Source organism: Demequina sp. (assembly GCF_016278775.1).
Lineage (GTDB): Bacteria > Actinomycetota > Actinomycetes > Actinomycetales > Demequinaceae > Demequina.
On sequence record NZ_JADQBF010000055.1, the window covers coordinates 41,646 to 60,113 of the forward strand.

The following is an 18,468-nucleotide window of genomic DNA, read 5'->3' on the forward strand; positions in this document are numbered from 1 at the left end:
CCACCGAGTGGCAGAATCGCACTGAGACGAGCACAAGGAGTGGCCTTGCCCACGACAGCACGGTGGAGCACCCACCCGCGCAGGTACGCGCTGGCGACGTCGGGACCGTTTCCTCCCGACCACCGCACCAATGCGCCGCGCCCTACCGCCATTTCGGCGGAGTGCGACCTGGTCCGCAGCTGTTCGACATCCACTGACTGCCAGACATTCTCAGTGCGTGAGTTCTTGTACCTCGAGGACGGCACCCGCGTGGTGTTGCGTGAGGGACTCGAGTTCACATTTGGATCACCGGACGGACACGTGCGCGAGGGCCTGTGCGCCGCTACCCTCATGGCGGCTATCCGCAACGTGGTCTTGCCAGAGGTCTCCGCCGCCGATCCCGAGCGGCCGTGGGCGTGCATGGTGCAGTTGGCCCGCCGACGTCGGGTTCAGACCACCGCGGACGAGCTCGCGCAAATTCCTTACGAGGTACACCTCACGGACGCGGTGCGCCGCTGGCTCTAGCCGCGTCGGACGCACATGCCGGAACCCCGGTCCGCGCCGTTGCGGAGCCGGGGTTCGGCGTCTGGAAACGCTAGTGCGCGAAGCGCCCCGTGGAGTACTCGAATACCCAACCCACCAGGCCGATCAGCGACACGATGGCGGCGGGAACCATCACCCACCACCCCACGGCCAATGCCAGGAACCCGAGAGCGCAACCCAGGGCGACCACGAAGGGCCACCACGACCACGGAGCGTAAAGGCCCTGGTCACCTGGCTCCTCCGAGATCGCGGCCTCCTCGCGGTCCTCTGGCCGGTCGCCGTGCCGCTTGGTCAGCATGCGGAAGTAGATGCCCACCATGAAGGCGAGGCCAGCCGAGAGCAGCATCGCGGGGAATCCCACCAGCTCTTGGAAATCGGTCAGCGTACCGTAGACGATCGCAACCAGCAGGAAGAACGCTCCGGGGAGCAAGAAGACATTGGACTCGAGTTTCATGGCTTGCCTCCTAACTCACTGCCGGCTTGTCGATGTCGCTGTCGCCTGCCGCCTGGTGGTCGACGGCCGCCACTTGCGGGTAATGCAGGTCGAACGCGGGCCGTTCCGAACGGATGCGCGGGATCGACGCAAAGTTGTGTCGCGGGGGCGGGCAGCTGGTCGCCCACTCGAGGGAGTTGGCGTAGCCCCACGGGTCGTCGGCGGTGACTCGAGGCGCGTGCTTGGCGGTCCTGTAGACGTTCCACAGGAACGGCAGCGTGGACGACGCCAGCAGGAAGGCCCCGATGGTCGAGACCTGGTTGAGAATGGTGAATCCGTCCTCAGGCAAGTAGTCCATGTAGCGGCGAGGCATTCCGCCTGCGCCCAGCAGGTGCTGCACAAAGAATGTGAGGTGGAAGCCGATGAACAGCAGCCAGAAGTGCAACTTGCCGAGTCCCTCGTGGAGCATCTTGCCGGTGAACTTGGGCCACCAGAAGTAGAAGCCTGCGAACATCGCGAACACCACAGTGCCGAACACCACGTAGTGGAAGTGAGCGACCACAAAGTAGCTGTCAGACACGGGGAAGTCGAGCACTGGCGAACTGAGGATCACGCCGGTGAGCCCGCCAAAGAGGAACGTGATGAGAAAGCCGATGGACCACAGCATCGGCGTGGCCAGGACGATCTTCCCGCCCCACATCGTGCCAATCCAATTGAAGAACTTCACCCCAGTCGGCACTGCGATCAGCATCGTCATGAACGCGAAGAACGGCAGCAGCACGGCGCCTGTGACGTACATGTGGTGTGCCCACACGGACACCGAAAGCGCCGCAATGGCGACCGTTGCGTACACGAGCCCGTGGTAACCGAACAGCGGCTTGCGGCTGAAGACGGGGAAGATCTCCGACACGATGCCGAAAAATGGCAGAGCGATGATGTAGACCTCTGGGTGTCCGAAGAACCAGAAGAGGTGTTGCCACAGGATGGCGCCACCGAAATCGGGGTTGAAGATCTGGGAGCCGAGCACGCGGTCGGAGCCAAGTGCGAACAGCGCGGCCGCGAGCGGCGGGAAGGCCACGAGGATCAGGATCGACGTCACGAGGGTGTTCCACGTGAAGATCGGCATCCTAAACATCGTCATGCCAGGGGCGCGCATCGTCACGATCGTGGTGATGAAGTTGACGGCTCCAAGGATGGTGCCGAAACCTCCGAGCGCGAGACCGAATACCCACAGGTCCCCGCCCACACCGGGCGAGTACGCCGTGCTGGACAGCGGCGCGTAGGCGAACCAGCCGAACGACGCCGCGCCTTGAGGCGTGAAGAACCCCGCGGCGGCGATGAGTCCGCCGAAGAGGAAGAACCAGAACGCCAGCATGTTGAGGCGTGGGAAGGCGACGTCCGGGGCGCCGATCTGCAGCGGCATGATGACGTTCGCGAAACCGGCGAAGAGCGGCGTCGCGAACAGCAACAGCATGATGGTGCCGTGCATGGTGAACAACTGGTTGTACTGCTCGGCCGACTGCACCACCTGCATGCCGGGTTCAAACAGTTCAGCACGAATGAACAGCGCCAAGATGCCGCCGATGATGAACCACGCGAATGACGTCGCCAGGTACATGTAGCCGATCGTCTTGTGGTCTGTCGACGTGATCCACCGCACCACTACGGAGCCGCTACGACGGCGAGCGATCGTGGGGGCTTGCTCGCCCGGACGATCCGACTCGAATGCCATGGTTGCCACGTCTAGCCCTCCTCGCCGCTCGGCTGGACGTCAACGTCCTGCAGGCGGTTGTACTCGAGGCCGATGGAGCCCGTCTGGCCAGCGTCGCGCAGCGACTGAATGTAGGCGTCGTACTCCTCGCGGGGCACCACTTTCACGTTGAAGAGCATGGCCGAGTGATACTCGCCGCACAGCTCAGCACATTTGCCCTGGTAGGTGCCCACTTGCTGCGGAATGAACTGCATATGGGAGGTACGGCCAGGGATCAAGTCCTGCTTGACCAGGAACGCAGGGACCCAGAACGAGTGAATGACGTCGCGCGAGTCGAGCTGGATGTCGACCAGCTCATCGACCGGCAGGTACAGGACCGGCAGGGTCTCTTCGACACCCTCCTCGCCGGTGAGCCTCGCCTGCACGCCCACGCTGTAGACGTCGTCGTCAAGGTAGTTGAAGTCCCAAGCCCACTGCTTGCCGATCGCCTGAATGCGAACATCCGGCTCGTCCGAGAGGTCCTTGATGGCCGCAACGTCCGTGGCGGTCCACCGGAACAGCACCGCGATCATCAGCAGCGGCACCGCCACGTACATGAGCTCGAGCGGCACGTTGGCGCGAGTCTGCATGGGCAGCTTCTCGTCGCCCTTCTTCTTGCGATAGACCGTGACGGCCCACAGGATCAGCGCCAACGTGATGACGCCGACGACGATGGCGGCGAGCCATGAGTAGTTCCACAGGTCGATGATGCGACCTGTGTGGTTGGTGACGCCGGGTTGACTGGGGAGACCATTGGCTTCGGACTGGCCCGCACAGCCCGCAAGCAGGGACGACGCCCCTACGATGAGGGCGGCTGGGCGTAGACGACGAAGCGCTACTGGGGACGAGGTAGCCACTGATGCATACTATCGCGCGATACCGTTATGACATGCAAAGGTCCCGGGTTTACCTCGATTCGGGCGGTTCTGCGCCGCTTTCCGGTCGCGTCGCCGACGCTTTGCGCGCCGGTTTCGCGGAAGGCTGGGCTGATCCGGCCCGACTGAGCGCCGAATCGCGGCGTGCGCGCGCCCTCGTTGACGGCTCGCGCGAGGCGATCGCCGACGTGTTGGGCGCCCGCCCAGAGCTGCTGCACTTCACCACCAGCCCTCACGATGCGTTCGCGCGCTGCATCGCGGGCATCCACGCGGCGAGGCGCGGTCGCCATCGCATCGTCGTGTCCGCCATCGAGCGGGATGCCCTTGCCAACGCCGCCGCGTTCACCGCCCCACACTCGGTCGACACCGTGGCAGTCGACACGGCAGGGCATGTCAGCATCGAGGGACTCGCCGCGGCCCTCCAGTCAGATGAGGTGGCGCTCGCCGCCGTGCAGCACGCAAATCAGGAACTCGGCACGGTGCAGCGACTCGAAGACGTCGCTCGCGCTACCCAGGCGGCGGACGTTCCCTTGCTCGTTGACGCGACCTCGAGCATCGGTCACATCGACCCTCCTGCGTATTGGGACGCGCTCGTGGCGCATCCCGCTGACTGGGGCGGGCCTGCTGGCATTGGCGTGCTGGCCCTTGAGCCGCACACTCGGTGGCTGCAGGCATGGCCAGATGGCGACGACTGGGCACCTGGCGGCATCAGCGTGCCCCTGGCTCTCGCGTCGGCCGTGGCCTTGCAGGAACGCGAGGAGGCGCGGCGCGAGCAGAACGACCGCCTCGCGGCCCTCGTGTACCGCATCCGCGCCACAGCCGCACAGGTGCCTGGCGTGGACGTGCTGGGCGATCCCCACGAGCGCCTTCCCCACGTCGTCACGTTCAGTTGCCTGTACGTGGATGGCGAGGTGTTGCTGGGAGAACTCGATCGGCGCGGATTCGCGGTCGGCTCGGGCTCAGCCTGCGTATCAGGCACGCTCGAGCCGTCGCGGGTGCTCGCCGCCGTTGGCGCACTCACCCACGGCAATGTGCGCGTCGCGCTACACCCCGGAGTCTCTGAAGACGACATCGAGCGTTTCCTGACGGAACTACCAGACGCGCTCGACGTGGTGCGAAAGCGCATCGGCGCCCCGCACATCGCGTCGTGAGCGATCAGCCAGCCAGCGCACCATCCGTGGTGGATGCCAGAGACACGGCATGCCCCATGCCGATCATCATGCTGGCCAAGGCCGCCAAGGGCCTCGCGGCGGGCACCGAGATCACGGTCCTGGCCACCGACCTCGCCGCGCGTTACGACGTGCCCGCATGGGCGCGCATGACGGGCAACGACTTTGTGGGGGAAAGCGAAACGGACGGCGGGGCGCTAGCCCTCACCGTCCGTTTGCGAAGCTGATCTGATCAGCTGAACGAGTCACCACACGCACACGAACTGCCCGCGTTGGGGTTGTCGATCGTGAAGCCCTGCTTCTCGATCGTGTCCGCGAAGTCGATCTTCGCACCGTCAAGGTACGGAACCGACATCTTGTCCACGACCACCTGGACGCCGTCATAATCCTTGACAGCGTCGCCGTCGAGCGTGCGCTCGTCGAAGTAGAGTTGGTAGATCAGGCCGGAGCAGCCGCCAGGCTGCACCGCCAGACGCAAACGAAGGTCGTCGCGACCCTCCTGCGCAAGGAGGCTCTTGACCTTCGATGTAGCCGCGTCGGTGATGACCACGCCGTGCGCCGAAGTCTCAGTTACGGTGTCTGTCATATGGCGACTCCTTCCAATACGAGTTCCCTCTAGGGTACGACGCTGCGCGTCGCCCTGTGAACACCAACGCGGGGTCCGACGAGTTTGTGCCCGTCAGCGAGGCGCCCACGTCTGCGCCACGCGACGTACGCCGTCCGCCAAGCCTGAGCGCCCATGCCGCGCCTCGTGTGCCGAGGACAGTCCCGCGGCCATGAGGTCGCGGCGCCCCACGTTGACGGCGGTGCTGAGCATCGTCGCTGGCACTCCCCCACGTGCCGCCACTGCGGCCACGCTCGCGGCCACTCCCTCGTCAAGCGACGACGGCGTGAGGTCGCCCCCCACTCCCATCACCAGGTCTGCGGCGGTGGCGGCATCGGCGAGGCCCGACGCATCGGCCAGGTAGTGCGAAGCGGGAATGATTCGGGCGCCCAGGGCAGCCAAAGCGTAGGCGAGACCTCCCGCCGCGCCCGTCCCTGGCTGGTCAGAGAGCCGTGACGGCCCCACGAGGGACCCGCGAACGGCCACGGCATCGGCCTCGCTCGAGATCTCGACCCACCGCTGTTCTTGCGCCTGAGCGGCGGCGGCGAGCGCGCCATCGCCCTCCCTGCCGTCGACGAGAGCGGCGCTCATGCCGTGAAAGCCCAGCAGCGGCCTGCGTGAGGTGGTCAGCGCCACGAGGTCGAGACCCTTGAGCGCTTGTCGCACCGCGACGAGCCCGCCTCCCCATAGGTCCGCGGCGTCACCAGCGGGCGGCACGTCGCCCACTGGGATGACCACGGGTGCAGTGGCGCCTGCCGCCGCGAGGCCCAGGAGCGCCGCCGACACGTCGAGTGGGTTCCAACGCGCCGCGCCTTGTGCGGGCGTCAGCCACACTGCGCCGCCGTGCGTGACGACCTCCGCTCCCCCGGCGAGGGAGCGCTCGCCGGCCCACGCGTCGGCCGTGCGCGGGCCGCCATCCCCCACCGGCAGGGCCTCGATGGCCGAGCCAGGCGACGCCTCGCTCCATACCTGAGCAACCGCCACCGCCGCCGCACGAGCGCCCATGGCGTCGTCCCCCGGCCAACCATTCACCGCTGCCACCACTCGCATGCGGACCAGTGTGCATGCTCAGGGCGTAGGGGGACGACGAACCGGAGGCCCTCACGCGTGAAACAATGGTCAGATGACGCAGACGTTCCAGGAACCCGAGGCATCGCCAGCGCTGCTCCTGCTGGGGCAACGCACGGACCCCGTGTCCGAGCGCGGCGTGGACTGTCCAGGAGACCTCCCCGAACCCTCCGACCCCCATTTGGTGGAACGCGCGCGCAAGGCCAAGGAGGCGCTCGGAGACCGGGTATTCATCCTTGGCCACCACTACCAGCGCGACGAGGTCATCCAGTTCGCCGACGTGACGGGCGACTCGTTCAAATTGGCTCGCGATGCGGCGGACCGGCCGGATGCCGAGTTCATCGTGTTCTGCGGAGTGCACTTCATGGCCGAGAGCGCCGACATTCTCACGTCCGACGATCAGGCGGTGATTTTGCCGGACATGGCCGCTGGTTGCTCGATGGCCGACATGGCTGGCATCAGCCAGGTCGAGGATGCTTGGGCGCAGCTCGACGAGGTGGGCGTCGCGAGCCGCACGGTGCCGATCACCTACATGAACTCGACGGCAGCCATCAAGGCCTTCTGTGGCCGACACGAAGGCGCGGTGTGCACCTCCTCTAACGCCGAGGTGGCGCTGCGGTGGGCCTTCGACCAGGTGGGCGGCATTGACGGCGACGGAAAGGTGCTGTTCATGCCGGACCAGCACTTGGGCCGCAACACGGCGGTGCTGCAACTGGGGCTCAGCCTCGACGATTGCGTGGTGTGGGACCCGCGCAAGCCGCTGGGAGGAAACACCGCCGAACAGTTGGACGCCGCCCGCGTGATCCTGTGGAAGGGTCACTGCTCCGTGCACGGCCGATTCCGCAAGGCCAACGTGGACACGCTGCGCGAGAACGTGCCAGACATCAACATCTTGGTGCACCCCGAGTGCACGCACGAGGTGGTCACCAACGCTGACTACGTGGGCTCCACCGAGTACATCATCAAGGCGCTCGACGCGGCCGAACCGGGAAGCGCCTGGGGAATCGGCACGGAACTGAACCTGGTGCGCCGCCTCGCGAACGCCCACCCCGACAAGCAGGTGCACTTCCTGGAAGACACGGTGTGTTTCTGCTCCACGATGAACCGCATCGACCTGCCACACCTCGTGTGGACGCTCGAATCGCTGTTGGCTGGCGAGGTCCCCAACCGCATCGTCGTCGACAAGACCACCCAAGAGCAGGCGCGGGTCGCGCTCGACCGCATGCTCGCTCTTCCGGCGGCGCAGCCGGAAAAGGACTGATAGCCGACGCCACCACCGGCACGGCTGACGAGAGGACGACCACCACATGGCACGCAAGGAACACCCAGAGGAGCTTTCCGCCGAGGAGGCAGCCGCTGGCAAGGGCCGACCAACGCCCAAGCGCCGCGAGCAAGAGGCAGCCCACCGGCGTGCATTGGTCGCCGACCCGAAATCGGGAACCAAGGAGCGCAGGGCCCGCATCCGGGAGCAGCGCGCCAAGGAGCAGCAGGCCATGCTGAACGGCGACGAGAGGAACATGCCCGTCGAGCACCGTGGGCCCGTTCGCCGCTACATCCGCGACTTCATTGACGCCCGCACCAGCCTGGGCGAGTTCGCGCTGCCTGGGTCGATCGCATTCGTCATCGCGTCACTGTTCTTCAACTCGAACCCGAACGTGGGCGGCCTCATCATCTTCGCCTTCTATGGACTCGTGTTTGCCGCCATCGGCGACACCATGTGGGCCATGCGCTCGATGCGCAGGCGCATCACCGAGAAGTTCGGCGCCGACGCCCTCGGCCGCGGGTGGCGCCTGTACTCTGCAGCACGCCTCATGAATCTGCGTCGCTTGCGCGTTCCAAGGCCAGTAGTCAAACGCGGCGAGTACCCGGTCTAGGGGCGCGCTCCCCGTGAGGCGCCTACACGGGCCACGTGGGCTTTCACCCGCTTGGCGTCAGCGCTGAGCCTCGACGTAGCGTTGCGCGACCTGGCATCGGAAGGGTTCCCCTTCGAGGTAGATCTCGCGAGGGGATCCTGACGGCCTGCGCGTGTCAAACGTGGCGGCATCGCGCACCGCGTCGAAGGCGCGCAAGATGGTGGGGAACTGGACGTCCCCATAGGGAACCTCAGTGAAGAGTTCCTTTCCAGGCGGTTCAACGCCATCCGCCATCGCCTCGCTCTTCACCGGCACCCGCACCTCGATGGGTCCATCCGATTCCCAACTGACTTCGCCGTGATAGACCACGACGAGGGCCTGGCTCCTGTCGATATCGGCGCCTGCCCTCTGCGTGAGCAATGCGACCGCGCGTTCGATGTGTGACGGGAGATCTGCGGCCGTAGTGCGCGCCATGTGTGCGACGTACGCCTGGGCAGCTACCTCACGGGTCGACACCGTGGGCCCGTCAACCGCGGAGCGGGACGGCTCGGTGAACAGGTCGGTCGCGAGACTGTCGAGCAGAGCGGTCGCGCGCTCATGCGCCCGGGCGGCTTCGACCCTGTACTCGGCGAGCAATCTGCGCCGCTCAACCTTGGACGCGTCGAGGATCGCGCCGATGCGCTCGAGCGGCATGCCAACGCGACGCAGCAACGCGATCATGCGTGCGCGCTGCGCCTGCGATGGCAGGTAGTAGCGATACCCCGTGTACTCGTCGACCAGGTCCGGCTGCAGCAGGCCTCGTCGCTCGTACAAGCGGAGCGCCTTGGCAGATAGCCACGTGACGCGGCTGAACTCGCCGATCGACAGCCTCGGGCTGGTCTCGCTCATCTCAACAAGTATGTGACCTCGGTGGCCCACTTGCTGCGATCCGGCTCCGATTGCGGATCCGTGAGGAACTGCTCCGTGCGGCCTTGCCAGTGGATTCCGTCGGAACGCTCATCGATCGCGAGTACTAGCCCTTGGACCTGCGCCCACTCCCACATCTCCCGATGCACAGTGGCGAGCACATCGGGCCCGCCTTCGGGCCTGGCGACCAGGTATCGGCCTGCGGGAAGGGCGCCGGTATCGAATCCCTCGCCGATCTCCATGCACGCTGCCACGGGGACGCTCACCGTGATCTCCATCGGATCCTGTGCAGTCTTCAGGCGGTGGTATTGGTAGATCGGCCCGCCCAGCGGAACCCCGCCCGCAGCCGCCAACGCACTGTAGATGCGCGGGACGTGCGCATTCAAACGATCCCAGTGCGCAAGTTCTGCTGTCATCTTCACGCCGACCCAGGGACGCTCCGGTCGTTGTTCGACAGTGAATTCGGTCATCAGCTTCCTCCTGGTCGCCACCCGTACCTCGGATGGGCCACCGTCAGCCAACACCTTGTCCCAGGGACAGAGTCAAGGGGCTCTGGTGACCGACATGAACCCGCTCGGGGAGGCCGGGCTGATGTCTCGACAGGCCGCGCAGCTCGCATTCTCCGGCGACCGAGTCGAAACGTTACGACACCCCCGCGTGTCGGCGTTAGTGTGGAAGCATGATCAACTACCGCTACCTGGGCAACTCAGGACTCAAGATCACCGAACTCACCTACGGCAACTGGCTCACGCACGGTTCGCAGGTCGAAAATGAGCAGGCGACGGCGTGCGTCAAGGCCGCGCTCGACGTCGGCATTACGTCGTTCGACACTGCCGACGTCTACGCCAACACCAAGGCAGAGACGGTCCTGGGCGAGATCCTCAAGGGTGAACGCCGCGAGAGCCTCGAGATCTTCACCAAGGTGTTTTGGCCGACAGGCCCCGGCGGAGCAAACGACTCGGGGCTGAGCCGCAAGCACATCATGGAGTCCATCAACGGCTCCCTGAAGCGCCTGCAGACAGACTACGTGGACCTCTATCAGGCCCACCGCTACGACCACGAGACACCGCTCGAAGAGACAATGCAGGCGTTCGCCGACGTGGTCCGCCAGGGCAAGGCCCACTACATCGGCGTGAGCGAGTGGACCGCCGACCAAATCCGCGCGGGAGCGGCCCTGGCGAAGCAGCTGGGCTTCCAGCTCATCTCCTCTCAACCCCAGTACTCGATGCTGTGGAGGGTGATTGAGGACGAGGTGGTGCCAGCCTCCCACGAGTCGGGTGTGAGCCAGATTGTGTGGTCCCCCGTCGCCCAAGGCGTGCTCACCGGCAAGTACAAGCCTGGCCAGGCTCCGCCAGCGGGATCGCGTGCCACGGACGAGAAGGGCGGCAAGAAGATGATTGGCCGCTTCTTCGACAACGAGGTGCTCCTGGAGCGCGTTCAGAAACTGAAGCCCATCGCCGACGAACTGGAACTCAGCATGGCGCAACTTGCCGTCGCATGGGTCCTCCAGAACAACAACGTGGCCGCAGCCATCGTCGGCGCCTCCCGACCGGAGCAGGTGCACGAGAACGCCAAGGCGTCCGGAGTGACGATTCCTGCGGAACTCATGTCACGGATTGACGACGCCCTAGGCGACGTGGTGGTCCGCGACCCTCGCCAGACGGTGGAAAGCAACCCCACGGGTCGCCCTTCCTGACCCGCCGCAGACACACGAAGGCCCCGCAACCTCACGGTTGCGGGGCCTTCGTGCTTCAAAGGAGAAAACAATGCGATTCGTACGCCTGGCAGGTGCGTACACCTTCTACAACGGCACTATCCGGCGTTTGGTTCCCGCCTCGTGGCAGAATTTTCTCACCCACCCGAACACCTGCAGTTCTTGGGCCGTGACCCTCGAAGTCCCCGGCGATATCATGGTCACGAGGTGATGCACCATGCCCTCGCCTACGCTCCGAGAGGCAGCCGTCGCCGGGAGTTTCTACCCCCGGAGTGCCGACGTATTGCGCGACACCGTCGACGCGCTGCTTGCCGACGCCGCCTCATCGCCGGCCCCGATGCCCAAGGCCCTGGTGGTCCCGCACGCTGGCTACCAGTACTCCGGTCCCGTTGCCGCATTCGCCTACGCCCGCGCGGCACAAGGGCGGGGCCTCGTCGAGCGGGTGATCGTCATCGGCCCCAGCCATCGGGTGCCGTTGCGCGGGATCGCCCTTGCCGGCGCGCAGGGATTCGCTACGCCGCTCGGGGTGGTCAGGGTGCCCGACGACTGGGCCACGGACCAGTTGTCCACGCTCCCCCAGGTGTGCGTCGCACCAGACGCGCATCGATGGGAGCACTCGGTGGAGGTTCAGTTGCCCTTCATCCAACGCACCCTGGGAGACGTGGAGGTGGTCCCGCTGGTGGCGGGCGAGGCGACCGGCGACGAGGTCGCCGATGTACTCGAGGCGCTGTGGGGCGGGCCGGAGACACTCCTGGTGGTGAGCACTGACCTGTCGCACTACCTGCCGGACAGCGAGGCCAAGCTGATCGACGCCGCCACCGTCGCCAAGATCGCCGCGCTCGACGGGCCGATCCACCACGAGTACGCGTGCGGCGCGACCCCGCTTAATGGGCTGCTCGTCGCGGCACGCCGCCGCGCCCTGCGTCCCACGTTGCTGGATCTTCGCAACTCTTCAGACACTGCAGGCGACCCCACCAGCGTCGTCGGCTACTGCGCCTTTGCCTTCGAGGAGGACGGCCGTGGCTAACTCCGACGCTTCCACCGCCGCGGACGACGCCGTCCTCCCGCCCGATGCTGGCGGCATCCTGATCCCCCTTGCGTGGGCGGCGATCAGGTCCGCACTGGGCGAACCTTCCACGTTCCCCACCGAGAAGCCGACGTGGCTCCTGGCGCCGGGCGCGAGTTTCGTCACCCTGACGGAAGAGCACGCGCTGCGAGGATGCATCGGGTCGCTCGAGGCCAGGCTGCCGCTCCGTGACGATGTGCAAGCCAACGCCGTCGCCGCCGCCTTGCGCGACCCCCGCTTCCCGCCGCTAGACCGCGATGAGATCGACCAGGTTGCCCTCGAGGTCTCCGTCCTGTCCCCGTCGTCGCCGCTAGACGTCACTGGCTTCGTCGAGGCGTACAACGCTCTCCGGCCGGGAACCGACGGTGTAATCCTTGAGGTGGGATCGCGACATCGGGCGACGTTCCTGCCCCAGGTATGGGGCGAGTTGCCGCAGCCTGAGGCCTTCTTGCGCCACCTGTGGCTCAAGGCCGGGGTCGAGCCGGGGGTCTGGCACGCAGAGACCCGCCTGCACACCTACACCGTCGCGGCGTGGCAGGAGCGCCCGTCGACACGGAACGGGGGGTAGCGGACGTGACAGGGCCACCCACCCCCAGTGCCGGAGAAAACGCTCCCGACGTCGAGTCGTGGCCGGACTCCCCGACGGCGCGCTGGTGGACCCCGCTCGACGACGGCCGTATTCAGTGCGACCTGTGTCCCCGACGCTGCCGCCTGCACGCGGGACAGCGAGGATTCTGCTTTGTGCGCGCGAGAGACGGCGACCGCATGGTGCTCACCACCTACGGACGGAGCTCGGGCTTCGCGATAGACCCGGTCGAGAAGAAGCCGTTGGCACACTTCCACCCAGGCACCGCTGTGCTGTCGTTCGGGACGGCTGGCTGCAACCTCAACTGTCGGTTCTGTCAGAACTGGGACATCTCCAAGTCCCGCGAGTGGGACCGGCTCGCAGCGGTGGCCGGTCCGGACGAGATCGCTCAGACGGCGTCCGCCTCTCACTGCGACTCCATCGCCTTCACCTACAACGACCCGGTGATCTTCGCCGAGTACGCGATCGACACCGCCCGCGCCTGCCACGAGCGCGGCATCCACACGATCGCGGTCACCGCCGGCTACATCAGTCCAGAGGCCAGGGCCGAGTTCTTTGCACCCATGGACGCCGCCAACATCGACCTCAAAGGGTTCACCGAGGACTTCTACCGGAAGGTCACTGGCAGCCACCTGCGCGACGTGCTCGACACCATCGTCTGGGTGCACGACCACACCGACACCTGGATGGAACTGACGACCCTCCTCATTCCCGGCCACAACGACTCGCAGGATGAGATCGCGCGCATGGCGCGCTGGATCCTCGCAGAACTAGGGCCCAACGTGCCCCTCCACTTCTCGGCGTTCCACCCCGACTTCAAGATGCTCGACATTCCCCCCACACCCCCCGCGACCCTGCGCAAGGCGCGGGCCGCTGCGCTCGATGCCGGGCTCCGCTTTGTCTACACCGGCAACGTGCATGACCCGGAATGCGAGACGACCAGTTGTCACGCGTGTGGGCAGTCGCTCATCGAGCGGGACTGGTACAGGATCCTCGCCTACCGCCTCACGGAGAACGGCCGCTGCCCGTCGTGCGGAACCGCGGTCCCTGGACGCTTCGGTGATGCGGTCGGCCACTGGGGTCAACGCTCGCTCCCGATCAGCGCGTCGCCAACTTCCTATTGATGCGGGACGGCCAGAAGGGGCCCTCGTAGACCAGCGCTGTGTAGCCCTGCACCAAGGTGGCGCCAGCGTCGAGAACCGCAACCGCATCGTCGGCCGTGGTGACCCCGCCCACGCCAATGAGGCACATGTCCGCCCCCACCCGTACCCGCAACCGGGCGATCACGTCGACCGTCCGGCCGAGCAGCGGCGGACCTGACAACCCGCCGGGGCCGCGATCGTGCGCGATGGTCGTGTTCGTCGCAACAATTCCATCAAGGCCGAGTTCGAGCGCCAGGGAGGCCACTGCGTCGATGTCCTCATCCGTCAGATCGGGCGCAATCTTGACCAACAGCGGCACCTTTCGGCCCCTGACCGCCTCTGACGCGCCCGCCCTGGCGTGTTCCAGAATGGGGCGCAACGCCGCGACCGACTGCAGATCACGTAGTCCCGGCGTGTTCGGCGATGACACGTTCACGACGAGGTAGTCCGCGTACGGGGCAAGCACTCGCGCACAGTATCCGTAGTCAAGCGGCGCATCCTCGGCCGACGTGGTCTTGTTCTTGCCGATGTTGACGCCGACAATCGCCGCCCGCCCCACCGCAGAGCGCCGAAGCGTCGCGAGCCTACGCGCGGCCGCGTCCGCTCCCTCGTTGTTGAATCCCATCCGATTGCGCAAGCCGCGGATGTCCAGCTCTCGCCACGCGCGGGGCAGTTCGTTGCCTGGTTGAGGCTTGGGAGTGACCGTCCCGACCTCCACGTGAGAGAAGCCCGCAAGCCACAGGCTCTTGACGGCAACCGCGTTCTTGTCGAGGCCAGCCGCGAGGCCCAACGGAGCCGGAAAGTCGATTCCCATGGCGCGCACGGCAGCCGCCGCTGGTGCTGGCCGCATGAGCCTCAGCCATCGCGCCGCCGCCACGAGCGGCCACCCCCACCGGAGTGCGGCAACCGCCGCATGATGGGCTCGCTCGGTGCTCATCCTGACGATGACCCAGCGAAACAGTAGGGCGTACATGCGATCAATTTAGCGGGATAGGCTCGGGGCCATGACCACGATTTCCACCACCGACCAGTCCCTTCCCACCCTGGCTTGCGACGCCCTCATCCTCGGCGTGGACGCAGACGGCAAGGTTGCGGCACATCCGCAACTGCCTTCCGATGTCCAGGAGACCCTCACCGAGACCGCCGCCCAACTGGAGGCCAGCGGGAAGCTCGGCGCCGTCACGGTGCTTCCCGGTGCGAACACCGCCGCTCGCCGCATCGTGCTCGTTGGCCTCGGAGACGCCTCCGACGGCGACTTGCGGTTTGCCGCCGGGTGCGCGTCCCGCTCGTGCGGGAAGAAGCCGGGAACCGTCGTCGTCGGCCTGCCTGCGACGAGCGACCGCGCGGCCTCCGCCATCGCCGAAGGGGCACTGCTGGGCGCCTACGCGTTCACCGACTACAAGTCAGAGGCTGAGGGCGAAGACGAGAAGTCCTTCACCAGCTGGCTGATCGCTGGAGCGTCGGGAGCCGCGATCGAGCGCGCCAAGGTCATCGCTGGCGCCGTGGCAGGGACGCGAGACCTCATCAACACTCCCCCGCTCGACATGTTCCCCGCCTCGCTTGCCGAGATCTCACAGGGCTATGGCGCGCAGCTTGATTGCGACGTCAAGGTGTGGGAACCCCAGCAGCTCGCCGACGAAGGCTTTGGGGGCCTCTTGGCGGTCGGGATGGGGTCCTCTCGCCTTCCGCGCCTGGTGCGAGTCGCCTGGGCGCCAGAAGGCGCCACGCAGACGATTGCCCTCGTGGGAAAGGGCATCACCTTTGACACCGGCGGCATCTCGCTCAAGCCGCCCAAGTCGATGGAGACCATGAAGTCAGACATGTCCGGCTCCGCGGCCGTCCTGCACACCGTGCTCGCCGCCGCCCGCGCCAAGCTGCCGATCGCCGTCACCGGTTGGCTGTGCCTGGCGGAGAACATGCCCTCAGGGACGGCACAACGACCGTCGGACGTCATTCGCATCTACGGCGGCAAGACCGTCGAGGTTCTCAACACCGACGCCGAGGGCCGGCTGGTGCTCGCCGACGGCCTGGTGCGCGCCATCGAGGAGAAGCCAGACGTCGTGATCGATGTGGCGACCCTGACGGGGGCACAGGGCGTCGCGCTCGGACAGCGCACGTCTGGAGTCATGGGCTCCGCTGACCTCCAGGCAGAGATTGTCGCAGCTGCCGACGCCGTGGATGAGGACATGTGGCCGATGCCGCTGCGGGACTACCTGCTCGAGATGGTCGAGTCCAAGGTGGCCGACCTCAAGAACACAGGCGACTCAGGCGGAGCCGCTGGCATGCTCACGGCCGGGATGTTCCTCAAGCAGTTCGTGGGCGACGCCACCTGGGCGCACGTCGACATCGCGCGGCCTTCATTCAATGAGGGCGGCCCGTACGGCTACACCGTTCCGGGCGCCACGGGCGCGGCAGTGCGGACGCTGTTCGAGTTCCTCGAGCGCCGCGCCGCATAGGTCAAGCCGCATAGGTCAACGGGCGGCGGGCGCCAGCAGGTCGGCGCCCGCTAGAGCTGGCGGTGCTTCTCGTTCCACTCGCGCATGCGCGATGGGTAGCCAGACAGGTTCACGTCGAACACGGGCACCGACAGGTCCTTGGCAACCTTGCGGGCGGCGGCGGCGTCCGGAACCTTGCGGCGGGTCCACTCTCCCGTGCCAGCCACCACCACGAGCGTCGTCTGTGTGACGCGGGTAGCTGGCTCGATGAAGGCCTCACAACCCTCTCGTTCAGAAATGAACGCGCGGAAGTGCTGCATCGTCTTGGCCTGAGCCTCGCGCGATCCAGAACCCGTCGGTGTCACTGTCGATGTGCTACGGCCAAAGAGGCGCCCCAGAAAACTCATGATCACAGCGTAGTCATGGTTGTCGAGTTCGCGCGGTGCGCCACGAGTGGCAAGATGGGACATACCCGCATCCTTACAAGGAGAATTGAGTCCCGTGACCGAGTCCATACCCCACTCGTTTGACGTTCTCGTCCTCGGCGGCGGCTCCGGCGGATACGCCGCAGCCCTGCGCGCCTCCCAGCTCGGTCTGAGCGTGGGGATGGTCGAAGAGGCCAAGGTAGGCGGCACCTGCCTGCACTGGGGATGCATCCCCACCAAGGCCCTGCTGCACGCCGCCGAAGTCGCCGACCATGCTCGCCACGGCGAGTCCATTGGCGTCAACACCGAGTTCCATTCGATCGACATGCCCAAGGTCAACGCCTACAAGCAGGGCGTTGTCGACCGTCTCTACAAGGGTCTGCAGGGCCTGGTGAAGTCCCGCAAGGTGACCGTCATCGAGGGCCACGGCACCCTGGTCGGTCCCGACGCGATCGAGGTGCGCGGCGAGCGCTACACCGGCAAGAACGTGATCCTTGCGAGCGGCTCGTACAGTCGCACCCTTCCCGGCCTCGAGATCGGCGGACGCGTCATGACGTCCGACCAGGCGCTCGCCATGGAATGGGTACCTCAGTCAGCGATCGTGATCGGCGGCGGCGTCATCGGCGTTGAGTTCGCCTCCGTGTGGAAGTCATTTGGCGCGGATGTCACCGTCATCGAGGCACTGCCTCACCTCGTGCCCAACGAAGACGAGTCCCTGTCTAAGGGTCTCGAACGCGCGTTCCGCAAGCGCGGCATCGACTTCAAGCTCGGAGCACGGTTCAAGGAAGTCACCCAAGACGACAACGGCGTGACCGTCACCCTTGAGGACGGCACCACCCTTCAGGCCGACGTGTTGTTGGTCGCGGTGGGCCGCGGTCCCCGCACCTCCGGTCTCGGCTTCGAAGAGCAGGGCGTGCGCGTTGACCGCGGCTTCGTCCTGACCGACGAGAGGCTCCACACCGGCATTGCGAACATCTACGCGGTCGGTGACATCGTCCCTGGGCTGCAACTCGCACACCGCGGCTTTCAGCAAGGCATCTTCGTGGCAGAGCAGATTGCCGGGCTGAGCCCCGCGCCTATCGTCGAGGCGAACATCCCGCGCGTCACGTACTGCGAGCCGGAGGTCGCCTCCGTCGGGCTCACCGAGGCCAAGGCCAAGGAGCAATACGGCGACGACAAGGTGAAGGCGCTCGAGTACAACCTGGGCGGCAACGGCAAGAGCCAGATCTTGGGAACCGCAGGGTTCATCAAGCTGGTGCGCGTGGTCGATGGACCCGTCGTGGGCGTTCACATGCTCGGTTCTCGCGTTGGCGAGCAGATCGGCGAGGCGCAGTTGATTGTCAGTTGGGACGCCCACCCTGAGGACGTTGCCCCCCTCATTCACGCCCACCCCACCCAAAACGAGTCGCTCGGGGAAGCGCACCTCGCGCTTGCCGGCAAGCCGCTTCACGCGCACGACTAGGCCTCAAGGAGACACGCAATGAGCACCGACGTCACCCTCCCCGCGCTCGGAGAGTCTGTCACCGAAGGCACGGTGACCCGCTGGCTGAAGTCAGTGGGAGACGCCGTCGCGGTGGACGAGCCCCTTCTCGAGGTGTCGACCGACAAGGTCGACACCGAGATTCCCTCCCCCGTGGCGGGAACCCTGCTTGAGATCCTCGTGAACGAAGACGACACCGTCGAGGTGGGCACCGTCTTGGCTCGACTGGGTGATGAGTCAGAGAAGGGATCGGCGCCCGCCGCGCCTGAGCAGCAGGCCGCACCGGCACCTGAGCCTGAGCCTGAGCAGCAGGAAGCTGCGCCCGAGCCGGAGCAGCAGCAGGCCGCACCGGCGCCCGAGCCTGCGAAGCAGGAAGCTGCGCCGGAGCCGGAGCCTGAGCCTGAGCAGCAGCAGGCCGCACCTGAGCCCCCGCTCCCCCG

Annotated in this window: 21 protein-coding genes; 12 read left to right on the forward strand and 9 right to left on the reverse strand. The window is 66.3% G+C overall.

Going from position 1 to position 18,468, the window contains the following annotated elements; genetic code table 11:
- Positions 1–213 precede the first annotated feature (213 nt).
- Positions 214–504, forward strand: a complete 291-nt coding sequence (locus QZZ33_RS07165) for a hypothetical protein (RefSeq protein WP_291379088.1) — start codon at positions 214–216, stop codon at positions 502–504.
- Between the two features lie 70 nt (positions 505–574).
- Here QZZ33_RS07165 and QZZ33_RS07170 read toward each other — a convergent pair whose 3' ends face one another.
- Genes QZZ33_RS07170 through coxB form a run of 3 tightly spaced genes read right to left on the reverse strand, consistent with a single transcriptional unit; the run spans position 575 to position 3,562 of the window.
- Positions 575–976, reverse strand: a complete 402-nt coding sequence (locus QZZ33_RS07170; RefSeq protein WP_291379089.1) for a cytochrome c oxidase subunit 4 — start codon at positions 974–976, stop codon at positions 575–577.
- A gap of 10 nt (positions 977–986) precedes the next feature.
- Positions 987–2,687, reverse strand: coding sequence for a cytochrome c oxidase subunit I (gene ctaD / locus QZZ33_RS07175; RefSeq protein ID WP_291379108.1), 1,701 nt, complete (start codon positions 2,685–2,687; stop codon positions 987–989).
- 11 nt (positions 2,688–2,698) lie between these two features.
- Complete coding sequence (coxB, locus tag QZZ33_RS07180; RefSeq protein ID WP_291379090.1) at positions 2,699–3,562, reverse strand: cytochrome c oxidase subunit II; 864 nt, start codon at positions 3,560–3,562, stop codon at positions 2,699–2,701.
- A gap of 32 nt (positions 3,563–3,594) precedes the next feature.
- Between coxB and QZZ33_RS07185 the strand changes: the two genes are divergently transcribed.
- On the forward strand, positions 3,595–4,731 hold the full coding sequence (locus QZZ33_RS07185; protein ID WP_291379091.1) for an aminotransferase class V-fold PLP-dependent enzyme: 1,137 nt from the start codon (positions 3,595–3,597) through the stop codon (positions 4,729–4,731).
- Entirely contained in the window at positions 4,728–4,976 is a 249-nt protein-coding gene (locus QZZ33_RS07190; RefSeq protein ID WP_291379092.1) for a sulfurtransferase TusA family protein, read from the forward strand. Before QZZ33_RS07185 ends, QZZ33_RS07190 begins: the two co-directional genes overlap by 4 nt.
- Positions 4,977–4,981: 5 nt before the next feature.
- Here QZZ33_RS07190 and erpA read toward each other — a convergent pair whose 3' ends face one another.
- Both erpA and QZZ33_RS07200 read right to left on the reverse strand, forming a co-directional pair.
- A complete protein-coding gene (erpA, locus tag QZZ33_RS07195) occupies positions 4,982–5,335 on the reverse strand; it encodes an iron-sulfur cluster insertion protein ErpA (RefSeq protein WP_291379093.1) in 354 nt (117 codons plus the stop codon).
- Between the two features lie 93 nt (positions 5,336–5,428).
- A complete protein-coding gene (locus tag QZZ33_RS07200) occupies positions 5,429–6,403 on the reverse strand; it encodes a glycerate kinase (protein WP_291379094.1) in 975 nt (324 codons plus the stop codon).
- A gap of 73 nt (positions 6,404–6,476) precedes the next feature.
- Between QZZ33_RS07200 and nadA the strand changes: the two genes are divergently transcribed.
- Together nadA and QZZ33_RS07210 are read left to right on the forward strand one after the other, a co-directional pair.
- Positions 6,477–7,682 (forward strand): quinolinate synthase NadA, encoded by a 1,206-nt coding sequence (gene nadA, locus QZZ33_RS07205; protein ID WP_291379095.1) that lies wholly within the window; start codon positions 6,477–6,479, stop codon positions 7,680–7,682.
- 46 nt (positions 7,683–7,728) lie between these two features.
- Positions 7,729–8,295 (forward strand): DUF3043 domain-containing protein, encoded by a 567-nt coding sequence (locus QZZ33_RS07210; RefSeq protein WP_291379096.1) that lies wholly within the window; start codon positions 7,729–7,731, stop codon positions 8,293–8,295.
- Between the two features lie 57 nt (positions 8,296–8,352).
- Here QZZ33_RS07210 and QZZ33_RS07215 read toward each other — a convergent pair whose 3' ends face one another.
- Positions 8,353–9,162, reverse strand: coding sequence for a MerR family transcriptional regulator (locus tag QZZ33_RS07215; RefSeq protein ID WP_291379097.1), 810 nt, complete (start codon positions 9,160–9,162; stop codon positions 8,353–8,355).
- Positions 9,159–9,650: a GyrI-like domain-containing protein gene (locus QZZ33_RS07220; RefSeq protein WP_291379098.1), complete on the reverse strand. Its 492-nt coding sequence runs from the start codon at positions 9,648–9,650 to the stop codon at positions 9,159–9,161. The genes QZZ33_RS07215 and QZZ33_RS07220 overlap by 4 nt, the downstream gene beginning before the upstream one ends.
- 209 nt (positions 9,651–9,859) lie before the next feature.
- On the opposite strand from QZZ33_RS07220, the gene QZZ33_RS07225 reads away from it, so the two are divergent.
- The 4 genes from QZZ33_RS07225 (at position 9,860) to amrS (ending at position 13,670) form a co-directional block, all read left to right on the forward strand.
- Positions 9,860–10,876, forward strand: coding sequence for an aldo/keto reductase family protein (locus tag QZZ33_RS07225; RefSeq protein WP_291379099.1), 1,017 nt, complete (start codon positions 9,860–9,862; stop codon positions 10,874–10,876).
- A gap of 235 nt (positions 10,877–11,111) precedes the next feature.
- Positions 11,112–11,921 carry an AmmeMemoRadiSam system protein B gene (gene amrB / locus QZZ33_RS07230; protein ID WP_291379100.1) on the forward strand — a complete coding sequence of 270 codons (810 nt, stop codon included), beginning with the start codon at positions 11,112–11,114 and terminating at the stop codon, positions 11,919–11,921.
- The gene (amrA, locus tag QZZ33_RS07235) at positions 11,914–12,528 is read left to right on the forward strand and encodes an AmmeMemoRadiSam system protein A (protein WP_291379101.1); all 615 of its coding nucleotides are present in this window, start codon (positions 11,914–11,916) and stop codon (positions 12,526–12,528) included. Before amrB ends, amrA begins: the two co-directional genes overlap by 8 nt.
- On the forward strand, positions 12,492–13,670 hold the full coding sequence (gene amrS, locus QZZ33_RS07240; RefSeq protein ID WP_291379102.1) for an AmmeMemoRadiSam system radical SAM enzyme: 1,179 nt from the start codon (positions 12,492–12,494) through the stop codon (positions 13,668–13,670). The genes amrA and amrS overlap by 37 nt, the downstream gene beginning before the upstream one ends.
- Here amrS and QZZ33_RS07245 read toward each other — a convergent pair.
- Positions 13,645–14,661, reverse strand: a complete 1,017-nt coding sequence (locus QZZ33_RS07245; RefSeq protein ID WP_291379103.1) for a quinone-dependent dihydroorotate dehydrogenase — start codon at positions 14,659–14,661, stop codon at positions 13,645–13,647. The two genes, amrS and QZZ33_RS07245, sit on opposite strands and share 26 nt — an antisense overlap.
- 31 nt (positions 14,662–14,692) lie before the next feature.
- Between QZZ33_RS07245 and QZZ33_RS07250 the strand changes: the two genes are divergently transcribed.
- A complete protein-coding gene (locus QZZ33_RS07250; protein WP_291379104.1) occupies positions 14,693–16,144 on the forward strand; it encodes a leucyl aminopeptidase in 1,452 nt (483 codons plus the stop codon).
- Between the two features lie 50 nt (positions 16,145–16,194).
- Here the strand turns inward: QZZ33_RS07250 and QZZ33_RS07255 are convergent, their stop codons facing one another.
- Entirely contained in the window at positions 16,195–16,593 is a 399-nt protein-coding gene (locus QZZ33_RS07255) for an oxidoreductase (protein WP_291379105.1), read from the reverse strand.
- A 31-nt stretch (positions 16,594–16,624) separates the two neighbouring features.
- Here QZZ33_RS07255 and lpdA point away from each other — a divergent pair, with 31 nt between their 5' ends.
- Positions 16,625–18,010: a dihydrolipoyl dehydrogenase gene (gene lpdA, locus QZZ33_RS07260; protein WP_291379106.1), complete on the forward strand. Its 1,386-nt coding sequence runs from the start codon at positions 16,625–16,627 to the stop codon at positions 18,008–18,010.
- Positions 18,011–18,028: 18 nt separating this feature from the next.
- A partial coding sequence (locus QZZ33_RS07265; protein WP_291379107.1) for a biotin/lipoyl-containing protein occupies positions 18,029–18,468 on the forward strand: 440 nt, incomplete at its 3' end.